We start from the raw sequence: 16,384 nt of genomic DNA, 5'->3' as shown, positions 1-16,384 counted from the left end.
GATCGGCCACCGTGATCGAGGACGTTCGCGCCGCCTTCCGCCGGCTGCACTCCGCCGGGACCTTCGTGATACCGAACCCGTGGGACGTGCCCTCCGCGCGGCTGCTCGAGCACCTCGGCTTCCCGGCCCTGGCCACGACCAGTTCCGGTTTCGCCGCCTCGCTCGGCCGCGCGGACCAGCACGTCACGCTGGACGAGCTGGTCGCACACGTCGCCGCCCTGACGGCGGCCGTCACAGTGCCGGTGTCGGTCGACGCCGAGCGGGGGTACGCCGACGATCCGGCGGGCGTCGCCGAGACCGTACGCATGCTTGCCGACGCCGGTGCCAGCGGCGTGTCGATCGAGGACTACGACCCCGGCGCGGGCCGTGTCGAACCCGTCGGTGTGGCCGTCGAACGGATCGCCGCGGCCGCGAGCGTGTGCGACAGGTACGGCATCGTGCTCACGGGGCGGGCGGAGAACCACCTCTACGGGATCGAGGATCTGCCCGACACGATCGCGCGCCTGTCCGCGTACAGGGATGCCGGCGCCGCATGCGTGTACGCACCCGGGCTGACCGACCTGAGCGACATCGCCCGGGTGGTCGGCGAGGTCGGCGGCGCGGTCAATGTCCTGGCGCTGCGGCACGGCCCCGCCGTGCCGCAGCTCGCGGAGGCCGGCGTGCGCCGGGTGTCCACCGGAGGCAGCCTGGCCTGGGCGGCCTACGGTGCACTCGTCCGCGCCGCCGAGGAGTTGCGGGAGAGCGGCACCAGCACCTACCTCGACGCCGCGCTGCCGCGCCCGGTCCGGGACGCCGCCTTCGGCTGAGGACCGGCCGAGGGTGAATCCATCGATGGCTGCCGCTACCGTGGGTTCATGCCGCCGATCCGCGTCCTGTTGGTCGACGACCACGAGATGGTGCTGCACGGCGTCTCCGCGATGCTGTCCCGCTTCCCGGACAGGGTGCAGGTCATCGGCACGGCGACCGAGTTGCCGTGCGCGGTTCGCGCGGCGGCCGAGGCGCGCCCGGACATCGTGCTCTGTGACGTGCGGCTGCGGCGGGCGAGCGGCCTCGACGTCTGCAAGGCGATCCGGGAGCTCGACGACCGGGCGAAGGTCGTCTTCCTGACGGTCTACGACGACGAGCAGTACCTCTACCAGGCGTTGCGGGCGGGTGCGTCGGGTTACCTGCTCAAGCGGGTGGATGCCCGGGAGCTGGTGCGGCATCTGGAGAACGTGATCCTCGGCGAGATCGTCATCGATCCCGGGCTGGCCGGGAGGATCGCCGCCTCGGCCGCGCACGTGCAGAAGGGGGAATTCTGGCCGGGCGCCCGCCTGGGCCTGACGCAGCGGGAGAGCGAGGTGCTCGGCCTGCTGGTCGGCGGGCTGTCGAACAAGGCGATCGCGGCGCGCCTGGTCGTCAGCGACGACACGGTCAAGACCCACCTGCGCGGCCTGTACCGGAAGCTGGAGGTACGGGACCGCGGAGGCGCCGTCGCGACGGCGTTGCGCGAGGGTCTCTTCCACTGATGGATGCGCTGATCGCCGCGGTGGCGCGGTCGGTGACCGGTGAGCCGGCCCTGACCACCATGCTGGCCGACGTGGCGCGGCTGCTCACCGACGCCCTCGGCGCCGACGGCTGCCTGGCGTTCCTCGCCGGGGACGGTGGTGACCTGGTGCTGGCGGCGAGCCATCCCTGGGCGCCGGCGACCGGGCCGCCGCTGCGGGTGCCGGAGGGATCGGGCATCGCCGGGCGGGCGGCGGCGGAAGGGGTGCCGGTGTACTGCGCCGCGGACCGTCCACGGCATCCCGGGCACCGCGACGTGCTCGGCCTGGGCCCGGGACAGGCGGTGTCGCGGCTGTGCGTACCGGCGCGGGTGGCCGGTGGCGGCAGCTGCGCGGTGCTGGCCGTGCACAGCCGCAGGCGGCGGGAGTTCAGCGCGGCCGAGGTGGAGGCGGCGCAGCGGGTCGCGGACCTCGCCGGCCTGCGGGTGCGCGCCGCCACCGCGCTCGCCGCGATGCGCGACCACCAGGAGGAGTGGGACGCCGTCGTGGCCGGCGCGGTCGCGGCCCAGGAGGCGGAACGCCGGCGGGTGGCCGCCGACCTGCACGACGGGCTCACCCAGGCGATCGCCAGCCTGACGTTCCACCTCTCGGCGGCGGACGTGGCCCTCGGCGACGGCGACGTCGGGTACGTGGCCGAGCAGGTCGCGGCGGCTCGCTCCCTCGCCGACCTGGCGCTGGGGGAGACCCGCAGCGCGATCACCGGGCTGCACAGCCCGGTCCTGGACGGCCAGGGGCTCGCGGCCGGGCTGGCCGCCATGGCACGGGCCGTGCCGGGGCTGCGGGTCGAGGTGGAGGCGGCGGACTTCCCCGTACCGCACCATGTCGGCACGTCGCTGTTCCGTATCGCCCAGGAGGCGGTGCAGAACGTCGTCAAGCATGCCGGGGCCGGCCGGGCCGTGATCCGCCTGGCCAAGCACGGTCACATGGTCATGCTCAGCGTCACGGACGACGGATGCGGGTTCGACGCGCCGGGCCGGGCGTCGAGCTACGGCCTGCGGGGCATGGCGGAACGGGTGCACCTGCTCGGCGGCCGGCTGCGGATCGGGTCGCATCCGGGCCGGGGCACCACCGTCGAGGTGACCGTGCCGACCGCGCTCTGAGCGGTCAGCCGGCGCGCCGGCGCAGGTCCATCAGGCGCAGCACCATGGGCGTCAGGATCAGCTGCATCGCCAGCTCCATCTTGCCGCCGGGCACGACGATGATGTTGGGCCGCGACATGAAGGAGTCGTGCAGCATCGCCAGCAGGTAGGGGAAGTCGATGCCTTTGGGATCCGCGAACCGGATGACGAGGAAGCTCTCGTCGGCCGTCGGGATGTGGCGGGCGATGAACGGGTTGGACGTGTCCACCGTGGGCACCCGCTGGAAGTTGATGTGCGTACGGGAGAACTGCGGGCAGATGTAGTTCAGGTAGTCCGGCATCCGGCGCAGGATGGTGTCGACGACCGCCTCGCTGCTGTAGCCCCGCGCGGTCCGGTCGCGGTGCAGCTTCTGGATCCACTCCAGGTTGATGATGGGTACGACCCCGACGGCCAGGTCGGTGTGCCGCGCTACATCGATCTTGTCGGTGACGGCGGCCCCGTGCAGCCCTTCGTAGAACAGCATGTCGGTGCCGGGCGGGATGTCCTCCCATGCGGTGAAGGTGCCGGGCGGTTGCCCGTACGGTGCCGCCTCCTCCTCGTCGTGCAGATACTTGCGCACCTTGCCGGAGCCGCTCTCGCCGTAGCCCCGGAACAGCTCCTCGAGGTCCTCGAGCAGATTGGCCTCCGGTCCGAAGTGGCAGAAGTGGTGATTGCCCTCGGCCTCGGCCCGGGCCATCTCGGCCTGCATCTGCGTCCGGTCGTAGCGGTGGAACGAGTCGCCCTCGACCACGACGGGCGTGATGTCCTCGCGGCGGAAGATGTGCTGCATCGTCCTGGTGACCGACGTCGTGCCGGCACCGGACGAACCGGTGACGGCCATGACCGGGTGTCTGACTGACAAGACGGCTGCTCCTAGCGTCACGTACGGAACAGGGAACGGGTGTTGAACAGCGAGAAGTCGTCGCCGGGCAGCTCGGCGCCGTCGCGGTGGTAGCGCTCGATGCGCGCCACCTCCTGGCGCGAGCCGAAGATCAGCGGAACCTGCTCGTGCAGGCTGCCGGGGACCCGGTCCATCAGCCGTCCCCGCCCGGTGCTCGCCAGGCCGCCGGCCTGCTCCACGAGGAACGCGACGGGATTGGCCGCGGACAGCAGGCGGGGCCGGTCGGGGCGGCCGGCGCCACCGTCGGCGGGGTCGAGGAAGACGCCGCCGCGGGTGAGGATGCGGAAGGTCTCGGCGACCAGGCAGGCGACCCAGCGCATGGTGAAGTCGACCTCCCGGGACCCGGAGCGGCCGGCCAGGCACTCGGCGACGTAGCGCTTGACCGGCGGCTCCCAGAAACGCTCGTGCGAGGCGTTGATGGCGAACTCGTTGGTGTGCCCGGGTATCCGCATCCCGGGATGGGTCAGGACGAAGGCTCCGATGTCGCGGTCCAGGGTGAAGCCGTCCACGCCGTCGCCCGTGGTGAGCACGAGCATGGTCGCCGGGCCGTACAGCGCGAACCCGGCGCAGACCTGTTCGGTGCCCGGTTGCAGGAAGTCGGCGGTCTCGGCCGGTTCGCCGGGGCGGGGGCTGCGCAGGATGGAGAAGATCGTGCCGGCCGCCATGTCGACGTCGATGCCGCCGGACCCGTCGAGCGGCTCGAAGACCAGCAGGTACTTGCCGCGCCGGTACGACGGCGGGATCCGGTGGATCTCCGGCGTCCGGCCGGACGCCACGGCCGCGAGGTGACCCGCCCACTCGGTCTCGCCGATCATCACGTCGTTGCTGATGACGTCGAGGTTCTTCGGCGCGCCCACCAGCGCGCCCTTGTTCACGTGGTTCGCGATGATCTTCACCGCGGTGCTGATCGCGTTCAGCAGGCCGGAGAAGTCACCGGTCGAGTCGTGATGCCGATGCTCCTGCTCGATGGTGTAGCGGGTCAGCGTCGTGTGCACCTCGGGCACGGCGGCCTCCTTCGCCAGCGATGGAGGCGACGCTAGGCGGGCCGGCGCCGTCAGGCCTCACCCGTACGGGGGGCCGCGGGGGTGAGCGTGGGACGGCGTGCCCGGAACGCCAGCTCACCGGCGGAGTCCGGATCGGTGATGTGGTCCAGGAACAGCCGGGCGGTGGCGGTGGGGGCGGCGGCGGTGACGGCGTGCCACGGCCGGTCCAGCGGCGTTCCGCGCACCGGGACCCGCTGCAGCGATCCCTGCCGCAGGTGGGCGGTGACGGCATCGGCCGACACCAGCGTGACCCCCAGCCCGAGCACGGCCGAGGCGACCACGGCACCGTGCGACCCCAGGGCCAGGGTCGGCGGCCGCAGCTGCAGCGAGTCGAGCAGTGCGAGGGTGGTGTCGCGGGTCCCGGAGCCCGGTTCGCGCAACAGCCAGGTCGTGGTCGAGAGGTCCGGCGCCGGGCCCGGCGCGGCCACGACGATCAGCGCGTTGGGCCGGGTGGCGCGGGTGCCCAGGCCACGCCCGGGCCGCGGGCGGCCGCCGATGACGATGTCGAGCCGGTGGTCGGCCAGGAGGGCGGAGACCCGATCCCGGACGCCGACGTCGAGCGTCACCTCCACCCGCGGATGACGGGTACGGAACGACGCCAGCAGACCCGGAACCAGGTACTCGCCGGCGGTGGTGACGGCGCCCAGCCGGACCCGTCCCCGCTCGGGATCGCCGCTCTCCCGGGCGGCGTTCATCCCCTCGTCGATCATCCCGAGGATGCGGCGCGCGTAGCCGGCGAAGACCCGGCCGGACTCGGTGATGCGCAGCCCCCGGCCGTGCCGCTCGAACAGCGGTACGCCCACCTCGCGGTGCAGCGCCGCCAGCGCGGCCGACACCGCCGACTCGGTCACCGACAGGCGTTCGGCCGCGGCCCGCGCCGAGCCGTGATCGACGACCGCCAGGAAGGTCTGCAGCCGGGCGGGGGTCACGGCTCGCCACCTTAGCCAAGTGATCGCTCAAGTGTCCACGGCAAACACTCGCTGGACGACTCAAGGGCAGCCGGGAGACGGTGGACCGGCGAGCCCGGGGCATCCGGGCCGAACCAGCCAGGAGGAGCCAGTGTCGATCGACCTGACGTCCGGCGAGGCCGAGCCGGCCCGGTGGGATCCGGGTGTGCACAGCTACGCCAGCATGGGCTACTACGACGCCGACTACCGTCCGAAGGACACCGACGTGCTGGCCCTCTTCCGGGTCACCCCGCAGCCGGGCGTGGACCCGGTGGAGGCCGCGGCGGCCGTCGCGGGCGAGTCGTCCACGGCGACCTGGACCGTCGTGTGGACCGACCGGCTGACCGCCCACACGCACTACCAGGCCAAGTGCTACCGGGTGGATCCGGTGCCGGGCCGCGAGGGGGAGTACTACGCGTACGTCGCGTACGACATCGACCTGTTCGAGGAGGGCTCGATCGCCAACCTCACCTCGTCGATCATCGGCAACGTGTTCGGGTTCAAGCCGCTGAAGGCGCTGCGCCTGGAGGACATGCGCATCCCCGTCGCGTACGTGAAGACTTTCCAGGGACCGGCGCACGGGATCGTCATGGAACGCGAGATCCTCAACAAGTTCGGCCGCCCGCTGCTGGGCGCGACGATCAAGCCGAAGCTGGGCCTGTCGGCGCGCAACTACGGGCGGGTCGTGTACGAGGCCTGCCGCGGTGGCCTGGACTTCACCAAGGACGACGAGAACATCAACTCCCAGCCCTTCATGCGGTGGCGCGACCGGTTCCTGTACGCGATGGAGGGCGTGAACCGGGCGACGGCGCAGACCGGCGAGATCAAGGGGCACTACCTCAACATCACCGCGGCGACGGTCGAGGACATGTACGAGCGCGCCGAGTTCGCCAAGGAGCTGGGCAGCGTCATCGTGATGATGGACCTGACGGTCGGCTACTCGGCGATGCAGTCGATGGCGCACTGGGCCCGCCGCAACAGCGTCCTGCTGCACCTGCACCGGGCGGGGCACAGCACGTACACCCGGCAGAAGACGCACGGGGTGAGCTTCCGCGTGATCGCCAAGTGGTGCCGGCTGATCGGCGTCGACCACGTCCACGCCGGCACGATCGTCGGCAAGCTCGAGGGGGATCCCCACACCACCAAGGGGTTCTACGACACGCTGCGCCTGCCGCACGTACCGGCCGACCACGGCAACGGCATCTACTTCGACCAGGACTGGGCGAGCCTGCCGGGCGTGATGCCGGTCGCCTCGGGCGGCATCCACGCCGGCCAGATGCACCAGCTGCTCGACCTGCTCGGCGAGGACACGATCCTGCAGTTCGGCGGCGGCACCATCGGCCACCCGCTCGGGATAGCCGCCGGCGCGGAGGCCAACCGGGTCGCGCTCGAGGCGGTCGTCAAGGCGCGTAACGAGGGACGCAACCTGATCAAGGAGGGCCCGGACATCCTGCGGACCGCCGCGCAGCGCAACCGGCCGCTCGAGGTCGCGCTCGCCACCTGGGGCGATGTCACCTTCGACTACACCGCCACCGACGCCCCCGATGCCGTACCCACCCCGAGCGTCTAGGAGCCGCCATGTATCTGCGCCACGGATCGTTCTCCTACCTGCCGGAACTGACCGACGACGAGATCGCCGCGCAGGTCCGCTACGCGCTGCTGAACGGCTGGCCGGTCTCGGTGGAGTACACCGACGACCCGCATCCCCGCAACGTCTACTGGGAGCTGTGGGGGCTGCCGATGTTCGACCTGGCCGAGCCGGACGGCGTCGTGCGCGAGATCAACGACTGCCGCGCGACCTTCCCCCAGCACTACGTGCGGGTGCTGGCCTACGACGCGCGCCTCGGCCGGCAGACGACCGCGATGAGCTTCGTGGTCCAGCGCCCTGCCGAGGAACCCGGCTTCCGGCTCGACCGCAGCGAGGGCAGCAACCGGGTGCAACGCTACGCCGTGCACTCGTACGCGACCGAGGCTCCGGCCGGTGCCCGCTACCGCCGTGCCGGTGAGGACGTACGGTGACGACGCCGGGTTTCGCGATGCACCGCCCCGGATCGCCGGCGGCGACGGCGACGGCGGAGCCGGAGACGCCGGTCCTCGACCCGCAGGCCAAGGTCGACATCCAGGCCGACGAGGCCGCCGCCCGGGTACGCGAGGTCCTGGCCGCCGTCGACTCGGAGCTCGTCGGCCTCGCCGGGGTCAAGCGGCGCATCCGGGAGATAGCCGCCCTGCTCATGGTCGACCGGGCACGCGCGCGGTTCGGTCTCTCGGCGAGCAGGCCGTCGCTGCACATGAGCTTCGCCGGCGGCCCGGGCACCGGCAAGACCACCGTGGCGCTGCGGATGGCCGAGATCCTGCACGCCCTGGGCTACCTGCGGGCGCCGCGGGTGCATCCGGTCACCCGCGACGACCTGGTCGGCCAGTTCATCGGGCACACTGCGCCCAAGACCAAGGAGGCCCTGGCCCGGGCGGCCGGCGGCGTGCTCTTCATCGACGAGGCGTACTACCTGTACCGGCCGGACAACGAGCGCGACTACGGGCAGGAGGCCATCGAGATCCTGCTCCAGGAGATGGAGTCCGCCCGGGCCTCGCTGGTGGTGATCTTCGCCGGCTACGAGGACCGGATGGAGACGTTCTTCTCCTCGAACCCCGGACTGAGCTCGCGCGTGGCCCACCACATCCAGTTCGAGGACTACGCCACGGACGAGCTGGCCGAGATCGCCGAGCTCATGCTCACCCGTGACGACTACTGCTTCACGGAGGCGGGTCGTGCGGCATTCCTGGAATATCTCGAACGCCGCCGGACGATGCCCCGCTTCGCGAACGCGCGCAGCGTCCGCAACGCGCTGGAACGGGCCCGGCTGCGGCAGGCGAACCGCCTGGTCGCCCTCCCGGGCCAGGTCGGCCGGGACGACCTCATGCTGATCACGGAGGAGGACATCCGCCGCAGCAGGATCTTCGCGGCCACCCCCGAGGGCGCCTGACCGGCCCGGCGGCGGCTCACCTCATGGCCGGTCCGACAGGCCGGCCGGCCATGAGGTGCTCTCCGCCGGGCCGCCCCGGCACGCGAGATCGGAGACGATGGGCGCGCAGACGTCGGCCACCGCCCGCAGGAAGAGCCGCTCGCTGCCGGTGAAGTCGTGCGCGCCCGTGTCGTGGATGACCGCGATCGCCCCCACCGGTACGTGCCGCACCATCAGCGGCACCGCAGCGAAGGCCCGTCCCCACAACCGGCCCGCGGTCGGGTACGTGGTCCGGATCTCCGGGAGCGACGAGAGCCAGATCGACTCCTCCCGGGCGATGGCGTCGGTCAGCGGATATCGCGGCCCGACCAGGAGCGTGCCCCCACGGTGGATCACCCCACCGGCCCGGAACTCCATCATCGCCATGGCGGCCCGATGGTGCCTCAGCTGGCCGAGCACCGCGCTGTCGGCCCCGGTGGCCGCGATCGCCTGCGCGAGCGCCAGCTCGAGCACGGTGACGTCACCCGGCGCTGCGGCAACCGCCTGCAGCAGCAGCTGGAGCCGGGCCAGCAGTCCGGTCGCGGCGAAGTCGTCGTCCGGCATGGAAATTCGGACCCTCCCCAGGTGCGGTGTCGTTCCCCCGCTCCAGGCATAGTGCCTGACATTCCCGGCACCACCGGCATGGATTCACCCGAACGGTTGCCCTTCGGCAAGCGGTCCGGCGCAGGTAAATCGCTCGCGCCGAGGGGCGGCCGGTCGGCAGAATCGCACCGTTCACATGATCGATCCGGCGTCGCCCAATCGGCAGGGCAGCGGACTGTTAATCCGTACGGTGGTGGTTCGAGTCCACCCGCCGGAGCTCTTCCCCCGCGTCGGCGAGGATCGCGTTGAGCGCGGCCACGTGGGACTTGAGCGCCCGGCGGCCGGCCGGGGTGAGGGCGAGCCACGTGCGGGGGCGGCGGCCGACGTATCCCTTGCGGACGGTGACGTAGCCGGCGGCCTCGAGCGCGGTGGCGTGCTTGGACAGGTTGGAGTCGGTCAGCCCGACGGTGTCCCGGACGCTGGCGAACTCGGCGTCCGTGGTGGCGGCGAGGAAGGCCACCAGGGACAGCCGGGTCGTCGTCGACAGCACCGGGTCGGGCCGCGGGGGATCGGACGGTGCTTTCACGCCCGGCGGCCCAGCCACCGGTTGAGGACGTACGCCGCCACGACCAGGTAGGCCGTGACCGCGACGCCGGCGAGGGTGCGCGGCAGCGCGGTGTGCGGCTCGAGAAGACCGTAGGCGAGGCGCCACAACGCACCGCCGAGAACCACGTAGATCACCGTGGCGGACCAGCGGGCTGCGCCCCAGTAGCGCGGGCGGGACTTGACCGGGCGGCGGTGGTTGACGATGAGCGAGCCCCCGACGAAGAGGGCCGCGACGACCAGCGCGGCGGGCATCCCGGCGGCCGAGGGCCGGTCGGTGAGGAACCCGATAGCGATCATCCACACCGCCGACAGCGCGATGTGCAACCAGGGGGCCGGCACGTCGGCGGCGACGGCCTGGCGGGTGCGCAGGTCGATGTCCGCCAGGGCGGCGCGCGCCTCGCGGGCGTCGTAGTCGGTCATGGCTCTCAATCTCCCCGGGCCTGAGCTTTCCGTACTGCATCAACTTTCCAAGTGGAAAGCTATTGCCAAGATGTTTATCACAGTCCGGCGAGCCCGCGCCAGGTCTAGGGTCGAGGAGATCATTCATCGAGGGGCAGGAGAACGGCTATGGCAGAGGCACCGGTCACCGTGACCGTCACCGGGGCGGCGGGACAGATCGGCTACGCCCTGTTGTTCCGGATCGCGTCCGGGCAGATGCTCGGCCCGGACCGGCCCGTGCGGCTGCGACTGCTCGAGATCCCGGCCGCCGTCCGGGCCGCCGAGGGCACGGCGATGGAGCTCGAGGACGCCGCCTTCCCCCTGCTCGCCGGCGTGGACGTGTTCGACAGCGCGAAGCCCGCGTTCGACGGTGTGAATGTCGCCCTGCTGGTCGGCGCGCGGCCGCGCACCAAGGGCATGGAGCGCGGTGATCTTCTCGAGGCCAACGGGGGCATCTTCAAGCCGCAGGGCGAGGCGATCAACGCCGGGGCCGCCGCGGACGTCAAGGTGCTCGTGGTGGGCAACCCGGCCAACACCAATGCCCTGATCGCCCAGTCCCACGCCCCCGACGTGCCGGCGGAACGCTTCACCGCGATGACCCGGCTCGACCACAACCGGGCGCTGGCGCAGCTCGCCCGCAAGCTCGGCGTGTCGGTGTCGGAGCTCACGAAGGTCGCGATCTGGGGCAACCACTCCGCCACGCAGTACCCGGACATCTTCCACGCCCAGGCCGGCGGCCGCAGCCTGACCGACCTCACCGAGGACCGGTCCTGGCTGGCCGACGAGTTCATCCCCCGGGTCGCCAAGCGCGGCGCGGAGATCATCGAGGTGCGCGGCGCGTCCTCGGCCGCCTCCGCCGCCTCCGCGGCCGTCGACCACGTCCACGACTGGGTCAACGGCACCGCCGAAGGGGACTGGACCTCTGCCGCCGTCGTGTCGGACGGGTCGTACGGCGTACCGGAGGGCCTCATCTCGTCGTTCCCGGTCGTCGGCCGCGACGGTCGCTACGAGATCGTGCAGGGGCTCGACATCGACGAATTCTCCCGGGCGCGGATCGACGCGTCCGTGGCCGAGCTGATCGAGGAACGCGACGCCGTGCGCCGTCTCGGCCTCCTCTGAGCACCGGTACGGGGATCAGCTCAGGATCGACGCCAGCCGGAACGCGGTGTGCCCGGCCTCGAGGTAGCGGCGGCTCCGGGGATGGTCCCGCAGGAGGCGGCCCAGCTCGGTCAGGGCCATTTCCACGGAGTCGGCCGGTATGCCCCGGCTGCCCAGCACGGAGGCGAGCCAGCCGGTGAAATCGGTGAACAGGGCCGGATCGCCGATGTACGCCGCCGCGGCGAGGTGATCGACGATGTATCCCAGGTCGGTGACCGTCATGTCGAGCGGGTTGCCCTCGGCGGTCAGCTCCGGGTAGGCGACGCGCAGCCGGCGAAGTGTCTCGTGGATCAGCCGGCCGCGCCGGGTGACGAGCGCGAGGTACTCGTCGCCAACCCGCCGGCTGACGACGGCGCTGGGCAGCCGCGGCCGGTCCAGGAGGGCGGCCGCGGCGGCTCCGTTCGGCGCCCACGGAACGCCGAGGCGGGCGGCCCAGCGTCCGTCGGCGCCGAAGGCCCGGCCCCCGGCGATGACGGGTATGTCGATGCGCCGGCACGCGGCGATGGTCCGGTCCGCTCCCGGCAGGCGCATGGGCAGGCTGCAGCTGAGCGCCACCGCGACGGGCGGTTGGTGGCGCAGGAAGTTCACCAGGTGCGCGGTGGGGACGTCGGCGCCGAGAAAAGTGCAGTTCCAGCCCCGGAGCCGCAGGGTCTCGGCGAAAAGCAGGGCGGGTGTCGCGTGCAGCTCGTGCTCGACGCAGGCCACCACCACCCGCCGGTCGGGAGCGGGGCGTCCGGCGGTGGCGGCGAGCGCGGCGACGACCCGGCTCGTGATGTGCGAGGCGCCGTGCTCCTGCGCCACCGTCCACACGTTGCTCTGCCACCAGCGGCCTACCTGCACCATCGCCCGTGCGACCAGGTGCAGCAGGACCTTCTCGGTGTCGATGTCGGGCGTGCACAGGTCCAGGACCAGATCGACGGCCGAGCGTTCGTCCTGGCGGGCAAGAGTCCCCAGGTAGGCCGGGTAGGCGTCCTCGATGGCGGCGGGAACGGACCCGTCAGCGGTCATGGCGACTCCGCGCGGGCTCGGGTAAGAGCTCTCTCACCGTCAGCATAGGACAAGTGAACTGCGCACATTGTGCACAGTGGATGCGGTGCCGCTTCGGTTCTGTTACACCGGTGGAGATCCGGTGACGCCGCGCCCGGTCTCCTCCTCGAAGACCAGCCACGTGCGGGTGGTGCGCACCCCGGGGATGTCCTGGATGCGGTCCAGCACGACGTCGCGCAGCGCGGTGTTGTCCGGGGTGCGGACCAGGACGAGGACGTCGTGGTCGCCGCCGATCAGGGCGAAGTGCTCCACGTACGGGATTTCGCGGATCCCGGCGGCGACCAGGCGCCAGGCGGTCTGGTCGATCGTGATCGCCACGTACGCGGTGGTGCCCAGCCCGATGCTGCGCGGGTTGAGCAGCGCGGCGAAGCCGCGGATCGTGCCGTCCTCCACCATCCGGGCGACCCGGGCGTACGCGTTCGACCGGGAGATGTGGGTCCGTTCCGCCAGGGCCCGGATGGAGAGCCGGCCGTCGCGCTGCAGCTCGCCCAGGAGCGCGGCGTCGGTCGGGTCGAGCGGTCCGGCAGGACGTCCAGCCGGACCCTCCGCAGGAGGCTTCTCCGTGGACATCTGGTCACTCCTATCCGCCGATCTCGGCAATCTGTCGTTGATCATCGGGCCCTCTTGACCGTACATCGCCTCGAATCCACGCTGATGCGATCAGGCGTCCAGAGAGAGCGAGCGTCGCCATGCAGCTTGAGGACCTCCTGCCGTCGGCCGAGCCTGTGCGGTTCGTGGCCGAGGACGGCACCGAGACGGCGGCACCGGCCGGGCACCGCCGGCCCGCGGACGACCGGCTCGTCGAGGCGTACCGGCGGATGGTGCTCGGCCGGCGGTTCGACACGCAGGCCACCGCGCTGACCCGGCAGGGCCGGCTGGCCGTGTACCCGTCGAGCCGCGGCCAGGAGGCGTGCCAGATCGCCTCCGTTCTCGCGCTGCGCGACGACGACTGGCTGTTCCCGACGTACCGCGACAGCGTCGCCCTGGTCGCGCGGGGCCTCGACCCGGCCCAGGTGCTGACCCTGCTGCGCGGCGACTGGCACTGCGGCTACGACCCGGCGGCGACCCGGGTGGCGCCGCAGTGCACGCCGCTGGCCACCCAGACCATCCACGCCGTCGGGCTCGCCGAGGCGCTGCGCCGCAAGGGCGAGGACGGCGTGGTGATGGCGCTCATCGGCGACGGCGGCACCAGCGAGGGCGACTTCCACGAGGCGCTCAACTTCGCCGCCGTGCGCCGCGCGCCGGTCGTCTTCTTCGTCCAGAACAACGGGTACGCGATCTCGGTGCCGCTGGCCCGGCAGAGCGCGGCGCCCGCGCTGGCGTACAAGGGCATCGGGTACGGCATCAGCTCCGAGCAGGTCGACGGCAACGACCTGCTCGCCGTGCTCTCGGTGCTCACCACCGCCGTGGAGCACGCCCGTTCCGGCCGCGGCCCCTACCTGGTGGAGGCGCACACCTATCGGATGGAGGCGCACACCAACGCCGACGACGCGACCCGCTACCGGGACGAGGACGAGGTGACCCGGTGGGCCGCCGCCGACCCGCTCGCCCGGCTGCGGACGTACCTGATGAACCGGGGCCTGATCGACGACGAGGCCGTGCGGACCGCCGAGGCCGAGGCCGAGACCTTCGCCGAGCGGGTGCGGACCGCGCTGAACGCGGATGTGCCGACCGACCCGCGGACCCTGTTCGATCACGTCTTCGCCGAGCGCACCGCTCAGCTGCGCGAGCAGCGGGCGCAGCTCGTCGCCGAACTCGACGCCGGGGAGGCGTGACATGACCGAGATGAGCATGGCGCAGGCGTTGAACGCCGCCCTCTGCGACGCCCTGGGTGACGACGAGTCGGTGCTGGTCTTCGGCGAGGACGTCGGTCCGCTGGGCGGGGTCTTCCGGATCACCGACGGCCTCACCCGCAAGTTCGGCGAGGAACGCTGCTTCGACACGCCGCTGGCCGAGTCCGGCATCGTCGGGCTCGCCGTCGGGCTGGCCATGGGCGGCATGCGGCCGGTCGTCGAGATGCAGTTCGACGCGTTCGCCTACCCGGCCTTCGAGCAGATCGCGTCGCACGTGGCGAAGATGCGCAACCGGACCCGCGGCGCGCTCACGATGCCCATCGTCATCCGGGTGCCGTTCGCGGGCGGCATCGGCGGGGTCGAGCACCACTGCGACTCCAGCGAGGCCTACTACGCGCACACGCCGGGCCTCAAGGTGGTCACGCCGGCCACCGTCGAGGACGCGTACTGGCTGCTGCGCGACGCGATCGCCGACCCCGACCCGGTCGTCTTCATGGAGCCCAAGCGGCTCTACTGGAGCAAGGCGGACGTCGACCTCACCACCCGGTCGGCCGCCCCGATGGGCGAGGCCGCGGTCCGGCGTTCCGGCACGGACGTGACGCTGGCGGCGTACGGGCCGACGGTGCCGCTCGCCCTGCAGGCGGCCGAGGCGGCGGCCGCCGAGGGGATCAGCCTCGAGGTGGTCGACCTGCGCACGCTGGTGCCGTTCGACGACGAGACCTTGATGCGATCGGTACGCCGTACCGGCCGCTGCGTCGTCGTCCAGGAGGCGCAGGGCTTCGCGGGCGTCGCCGCGGAGATCGCCGCGCGGGTCCAGGAGCGCTGCTTCCACTCGCTCGCCGCGCCGGTGCTGCGGGTGACCGGGTACGACATCCCGTACCCGCCGCCGAAGCTGGAGCACGCCCACCTGCCCACCGTGGACCGGATCCTGGACGCCGTGGACCGCCTGCAGTTCGACGACGAGCCGGACCTGCGTCACTCCGGGACCGCGGCGTGAGCGGCGAGCAGGTCTTCCGCCTGCCCGACCTGGGCGAGGGCCTGACCGAGGCGGAAGTCGTCCAGTGGCACGTCACGGCCGGGGACACCGTGACCGTCGACCAGGTCGTGGTCGAGGTCGAGACGGCCAAGGCCGTGGTCGAGGTGCCCGTCCCGTACGCGGGCACGGTCTCGGTGCTGCACGCGGAGGCCGGGTCGGTCGTGGCCGTCGGGGCACCGCTGATCTCGGTGGCCGCCCCCGTCTCGGCTGCCGCCGAGCAGTACAGGACCGAGGAACGGGCCGGATCCGGCAACGTCCTGATCGGGTACGGCACCGGCCACGCCCCCGCCTCCCGGCGCCGCGCGCGCCGGGGCAGGACGGCGGCACAGGCCGTGGTGACGGGGCCGGTCGCGCCCCGGGTCATCTCGCCGCTGGTCCGCAAGCTCGCCCGCGAGCACGGGGTGGATCTCGCCACCGTCGTGCCGGGCGCCGCGCACGGCGTCATCCGGCGTCACGACGTCGAGCAGGCCATCGCCGCCGCGAAGCCGGCCGCCGTGGCCGCGCCCGTGGCAGGGGTCGAACGGATCCCCTTGCGGGGTGTGCGGCGAGCGGTCGCCGACAAGCTGAGCCGCAGCCGCAGCGAGATCCCCGACGCGACCACCTGGGTCGACGTCGACGCCACCGGCCTCATCGAGGCGAAGAACGCGCTCGCCGGCCGGGGCGTGGGCCTGCTCGCCCTGCTGGCCCGGATCTGCGTCGCGGGCCTGCGGCGGTTCCCCGAGCTCAACTCGACCGTCGACCTGGCGGCGGGGGAGATCCTGCGGCTGCCGTACGTCAACCTCGGCTTCGCCGCGCAGACCGACCGTGGCCTCGTGGTGCCGGTGGTGCAGGGGGCGCATCTGATGAGCACCGCCGAGCTGGGCGCCGAGGTGAGCCGGCTCGCCGGGCTGGCCCGCGCCGGCACGCTGCCGCCCGCCGCGATGACCGGCGGCACCTTCACGCTCAACAACTACGGGGTGTTCGGCGTCGACGGCTCGAATGCGATCATCAATCACCCGGAGGCAGGCATCCTGGGTATCGGCCGCATCGTCGACAAGCCGTGGGTGGTCGACGGGCAGCTCGCGGTCCGCAAGGTCACCCAGCTGTCGCTGAGCTTCGACCACCGGGTCTGCGACGGCGGCGCGGCGGGTGGCTTCCTGCGCTACGTCGCCGACTGCGTCGAACGACCCGCGAAACTGCTCGCGGATCTCTGAGCACTACATGGAGGTGGC

Annotated in this window: 18 protein-coding genes and 1 tRNA gene; 11 read left to right on the top strand and 8 right to left on the bottom strand. The window is 72.1% G+C overall.

Features of this window, described 5'->3' with window-relative positions:
• The first annotated feature begins 11 nt into the window (after positions 1-11).
• From ACIBO8_RS20720 to ACIBO8_RS20710, 3 genes are read left to right on the top strand one after another with little or no spacing between them, the layout of a single operon-like run.
• The gene (locus ACIBO8_RS20720; protein WP_396116886.1) at positions 12-806 is read left to right on the top strand and encodes an isocitrate lyase/phosphoenolpyruvate mutase family protein; all 795 of its coding nucleotides are present in this window, start codon (positions 12-14) and stop codon (positions 804-806) included.
• A 48-nt stretch (positions 807-854) separates the two neighbouring features.
• Complete coding sequence (locus tag ACIBO8_RS20715) at positions 855-1,508, top strand: response regulator (protein ID WP_396116885.1); 654 nt, start codon at positions 855-857, stop codon at positions 1,506-1,508.
• Positions 1,508-2,644 carry a GAF domain-containing protein gene (locus tag ACIBO8_RS20710; RefSeq protein ID WP_396116884.1) on the top strand — a complete coding sequence of 379 codons (1,137 nt, stop codon included), beginning with the start codon at positions 1,508-1,510 and terminating at the stop codon, positions 2,642-2,644. Before ACIBO8_RS20715 ends, ACIBO8_RS20710 begins: the two co-directional genes overlap by 1 nt.
• A gap of 4 nt (positions 2,645-2,648) precedes the next feature.
• Here the strand turns inward: ACIBO8_RS20710 and ACIBO8_RS20705 are convergent, their stop codons facing one another.
• The 3 genes from ACIBO8_RS20705 to ACIBO8_RS20695 are packed head-to-tail and all read right to left on the bottom strand — an operon-like array spanning position 2,649 to position 5,535.
• Complete coding sequence (locus tag ACIBO8_RS20705; RefSeq protein ID WP_396116883.1) at positions 2,649-3,524, bottom strand: phosphoribulokinase; 876 nt, start codon at positions 3,522-3,524, stop codon at positions 2,649-2,651.
• A 17-nt stretch (positions 3,525-3,541) separates the two neighbouring features.
• Complete coding sequence (locus ACIBO8_RS20700) at positions 3,542-4,567, bottom strand: class 1 fructose-bisphosphatase (protein ID WP_396116882.1); 1,026 nt, start codon at positions 4,565-4,567, stop codon at positions 3,542-3,544.
• A 50-nt stretch (positions 4,568-4,617) separates the two neighbouring features.
• A complete protein-coding gene (locus ACIBO8_RS20695; RefSeq protein ID WP_396116881.1) occupies positions 4,618-5,535 on the bottom strand; it encodes a LysR family transcriptional regulator in 918 nt (305 codons plus the stop codon).
• 130 nt (positions 5,536-5,665) lie between these two features.
• Between ACIBO8_RS20695 and ACIBO8_RS20690 the strand changes: the two genes are divergently transcribed.
• Genes ACIBO8_RS20690 through ACIBO8_RS20680 form a run of 3 tightly spaced genes read left to right on the top strand, consistent with a single transcriptional unit; the run spans position 5,666 to position 8,534 of the window.
• On the top strand, positions 5,666-7,123 hold the full coding sequence (locus ACIBO8_RS20690) for a ribulose-bisphosphate carboxylase large subunit (protein WP_396116880.1): 1,458 nt from the start codon (positions 5,666-5,668) through the stop codon (positions 7,121-7,123).
• Positions 7,124-7,131: 8 nt separating this feature from the next.
• Positions 7,132-7,572 carry a ribulose bisphosphate carboxylase small subunit gene (locus tag ACIBO8_RS20685; protein ID WP_396116879.1) on the top strand — a complete coding sequence of 147 codons (441 nt, stop codon included), beginning with the start codon at positions 7,132-7,134 and terminating at the stop codon, positions 7,570-7,572.
• A complete protein-coding gene (locus ACIBO8_RS20680; protein WP_396116878.1) occupies positions 7,569-8,534 on the top strand; it encodes an AAA family ATPase in 966 nt (321 codons plus the stop codon). The genes ACIBO8_RS20685 and ACIBO8_RS20680 overlap by 4 nt, the downstream gene beginning before the upstream one ends.
• 21 nt (positions 8,535-8,555) lie before the next feature.
• Here the strand turns inward: ACIBO8_RS20680 and ACIBO8_RS20675 are convergent, their stop codons facing one another.
• Positions 8,556-9,116 (bottom strand): GAF domain-containing protein, encoded by a 561-nt coding sequence (locus ACIBO8_RS20675; RefSeq protein WP_396116877.1) that lies wholly within the window; start codon positions 9,114-9,116, stop codon positions 8,556-8,558.
• 183 nt (positions 9,117-9,299) lie between these two features.
• Between ACIBO8_RS20675 and ACIBO8_RS20670 the strand changes: the two genes are divergently transcribed.
• Positions 9,300-9,372 (top strand) — tRNA-Asn (locus ACIBO8_RS20670).
• Here the strand turns inward: ACIBO8_RS20670 and ACIBO8_RS20665 are convergent.
• Positions 9,334-9,615: a winged helix-turn-helix domain-containing protein gene (locus tag ACIBO8_RS20665; protein ID WP_396117106.1), complete on the bottom strand. Its 282-nt coding sequence runs from the start codon at positions 9,613-9,615 to the stop codon at positions 9,334-9,336. The two genes, ACIBO8_RS20670 and ACIBO8_RS20665, sit on opposite strands and share 39 nt — an antisense overlap.
• 62 nt (positions 9,616-9,677) lie before the next feature.
• Entirely contained in the window at positions 9,678-10,121 is a 444-nt protein-coding gene (locus tag ACIBO8_RS20660) for a hypothetical protein (protein ID WP_396116876.1), read from the bottom strand.
• A 147-nt stretch (positions 10,122-10,268) separates the two neighbouring features.
• Between ACIBO8_RS20660 and ACIBO8_RS20655 the strand changes: the two genes are divergently transcribed.
• Entirely contained in the window at positions 10,269-11,258 is a 990-nt protein-coding gene (locus ACIBO8_RS20655) for a malate dehydrogenase (protein ID WP_396116875.1), read from the top strand.
• Between the two features lie 15 nt (positions 11,259-11,273).
• Here the strand turns inward: ACIBO8_RS20655 and ACIBO8_RS20650 are convergent, their stop codons facing one another.
• Both ACIBO8_RS20650 and ACIBO8_RS20645 read right to left on the bottom strand, forming a co-directional pair.
• Positions 11,274-12,305: a B12-binding domain-containing protein gene (locus ACIBO8_RS20650; protein WP_396116874.1), complete on the bottom strand. Its 1,032-nt coding sequence runs from the start codon at positions 12,303-12,305 to the stop codon at positions 11,274-11,276.
• 102 nt (positions 12,306-12,407) lie between these two features.
• Positions 12,408-12,914 (bottom strand): Lrp/AsnC family transcriptional regulator, encoded by a 507-nt coding sequence (locus tag ACIBO8_RS20645; protein WP_396116873.1) that lies wholly within the window; start codon positions 12,912-12,914, stop codon positions 12,408-12,410.
• A 119-nt stretch (positions 12,915-13,033) separates the two neighbouring features.
• Here ACIBO8_RS20645 and pdhA point away from each other — a divergent pair, with 119 nt between their 5' ends.
• Genes pdhA through ACIBO8_RS20630 form a run of 3 tightly spaced genes read left to right on the top strand, consistent with a single transcriptional unit; the run spans position 13,034 to position 16,366 of the window.
• Positions 13,034-14,119 (top strand): pyruvate dehydrogenase (acetyl-transferring) E1 component subunit alpha, encoded by a 1,086-nt coding sequence (gene pdhA / locus ACIBO8_RS20640; protein WP_396116872.1) that lies wholly within the window; start codon positions 13,034-13,036, stop codon positions 14,117-14,119.
• Position 14,120: 1 nt separating this feature from the next.
• Entirely contained in the window at positions 14,121-15,134 is a 1,014-nt protein-coding gene (locus tag ACIBO8_RS20635) for an alpha-ketoacid dehydrogenase subunit beta (RefSeq protein WP_396116871.1), read from the top strand.
• A complete protein-coding gene (locus ACIBO8_RS20630) occupies positions 15,131-16,366 on the top strand; it encodes a dihydrolipoamide acetyltransferase family protein (RefSeq protein WP_396116870.1) in 1,236 nt (411 codons plus the stop codon). Before ACIBO8_RS20635 ends, ACIBO8_RS20630 begins: the two co-directional genes overlap by 4 nt.
• Positions 16,367-16,384 lie beyond the last annotated feature (18 nt).

It is taken from the genome of Actinoplanes sp. NPDC049681, from assembly GCF_044465265.1.
Lineage (GTDB): Bacteria > Actinomycetota > Actinomycetes > Mycobacteriales > Micromonosporaceae > Actinoplanes.
The sequence above is the reverse complement of the archived record's forward strand: the minus strand, read 5'-3'. Positions and strand labels throughout refer to the sequence as shown.

Coding starts and splice junctions, on each gene's coding strand:
- ACIBO8_RS20715 (WP_396116885.1), top strand. CDS start 855: ATGCCGCCGATCCGCGTCCTGTTGGTCGACGACCACGAGATGGTGCTG.
- ACIBO8_RS20710 (WP_396116884.1), top strand. CDS start 1,508: ATGGATGCGCTGATCGCCGCGGTGGCGCGGTCGGTGACCGGTGAGCCG.
- ACIBO8_RS20685 (WP_396116879.1), top strand. CDS start 7,132: ATGTATCTGCGCCACGGATCGTTCTCCTACCTGCCGGAACTGACCGAC.
- ACIBO8_RS20675 (WP_396116877.1), bottom strand. CDS start 9,116: ATGCCGGACGACGACTTCGCCGCGACCGGACTGCTGGCCCGGCTCCAG.
- ACIBO8_RS20660 (WP_396116876.1), bottom strand. CDS start 10,121: ATGACCGACTACGACGCCCGCGAGGCGCGCGCCGCCCTGGCGGACATC.
- ACIBO8_RS20655 (WP_396116875.1), top strand. CDS start 10,269: ATGGCAGAGGCACCGGTCACCGTGACCGTCACCGGGGCGGCGGGACAG.
- ACIBO8_RS20650 (WP_396116874.1), bottom strand. CDS start 12,305: ATGACCGCTGACGGGTCCGTTCCCGCCGCCATCGAGGACGCCTACCCG.
- ACIBO8_RS20645 (WP_396116873.1), bottom strand. CDS start 12,914: ATGTCCACGGAGAAGCCTCCTGCGGAGGGTCCGGCTGGACGTCCTGCC.
- pdhA (WP_396116872.1), top strand. CDS start 13,034: ATGCAGCTTGAGGACCTCCTGCCGTCGGCCGAGCCTGTGCGGTTCGTG.
- ACIBO8_RS20635 (WP_396116871.1), top strand. CDS start 14,121: ATGACCGAGATGAGCATGGCGCAGGCGTTGAACGCCGCCCTCTGCGAC.